This is a genomic window from Campylobacter concisus (assembly GCF_902460625.1).
In the GTDB taxonomy this organism is placed as follows: Bacteria; Campylobacterota; Campylobacteria; order Campylobacterales; family Campylobacteraceae; genus Campylobacter_A; species Campylobacter_A concisus_AD.
Genome location: NZ_CABPUT010000027.1, coordinates 1 through 1,560, shown reverse-complemented (window position 1 = coordinate 1,560; position 1,560 = coordinate 1). Strand labels below are relative to the sequence as shown.

Below are 1,560 nucleotides of genomic sequence, written 5' to 3'. Positions count from 1 at the left end.
ATCCAATACATATCCAAAATTAGCACCAAAGTACAATAGACATGCCCTTTAAAAATATATATAATTTTCCGATTTATAAAATCAAAACAATTTTAAGCACAATAAATAAGCTGGAATGGGTTAAAGTGTTACAAGAAAAAAGTGTAAGAGCTCTTAACAATGTAACTATAGAAGTAAAAGATATTAGCGTTGAAGACATTAATCAAAAAGAAAAGATAGTTATAGATAGCTCTGACCCTAAAGTACCAATAACTCAATCTGATGATAAAGATACTACAACTCTAGATCAAGATACTAATAATAACCAAGCAGTAACTGACATTTCAATATCGGATAGCGGAGATATGGGCGCTAGAAGAGGAGATGGCGTAAGCTTATCTTCTGCTAGTTTTGCTGAAAGCGGTCATATCTGCAACATAAATGCTAGTGTAGGAAGTACGCATGTCATGACTACAGTAGTAGCCGCAGGAGTTAGAGATAATACTCTTGGCGTAAGTGGAGGAAACAGTGTTAGTGTTGTAGCAACAGGACCTACTTTGCCATCAGGAAGTATAAAAATTCCACTATCGGCTTATATGAATAACGATATAAATGGCGGTTTTGTTTCTCATATGCTAAGCTTGGTAAATGATATGCTTAATGCCGGATCTACACTAAATGGATATAAGTTAGTTAGATGGCATGATGGAAGGGATTATTTTGTCCCTAATGCAGGAGTAAATAAATTTATCTTCCAAGACGGTTGGTTTAAAAGCAATAACGGCCTACTAGCTATAGGTCAAGATAATGCCAAAGACTTAGTGCTAACAAGTAGTGCTAGATCTTCAAATTTTGCTGGAGGTATAGCCAAGATATTAAATCCTTTAAGTGATCTTAGTGTATTTGGTGGAGATAATAGAAGCAAGATTATTTCAGATCTTACCAATGTAGATACTAAAATTTATAGTAGCCTAAATGGAAATGATGTCAATATAACTTATGATATAACAGGTAGTGGCTCATTTGAAAGAGATCCATTAACTCAAGAATATATAAGTGGTAAATCTTATATAGGTACTGGCTTAGGTTCAGATAACTTAAATATAGATCATGGCGTAAATATAATTAATACTATGATAAGTACTGGGGCTGGCAAGGATCACGTAAATTTTAAAGGAATCAACACAAATCAGGTTAATTTCAGAGGTTCTATCTTGATGGCTGGTGCTGATGACGATGAAATAAATATCGAAAATACTTTACTTGGAGCAGATGGTGCAAGAGTTAGTGAAATAAAAGCTGGTGATGGAAATGATATCATCATGACTAAAAATTTAAACATAAGCGGCGGCTCTACAATAAGTGGTGGTGACGGCAACGATACTATCACTATAAATGGTGGTGATGAAGCATACTTAAATACGGACTCTGTAATATCAGGTGGAGCTGGAAATGATGAAATCACCATAAAAGATGGAACTAAAGCTCGTTCTAGCTTAATACTTGGTGATGGTGAAAATACACAAAAACCAGGTAATGACAAGATAACTATTTCAGGCGATAATACTGTATTAGATAATG

General features: G+C 34.4%; 1 protein-coding gene. It reads left to right on the top strand.

Annotation, left to right across the window (positions count from 1 at the left end; genetic code table 11):
* Window positions 1-41 precede the first annotated feature (41 nt).
* Window positions 42-1,560, top strand: a 1,519-nt coding sequence (locus tag F3G69_RS09175) for an autotransporter outer membrane beta-barrel domain-containing protein (RefSeq protein ID WP_188115363.1), incomplete at its 3' end; no start/stop codon positions are given.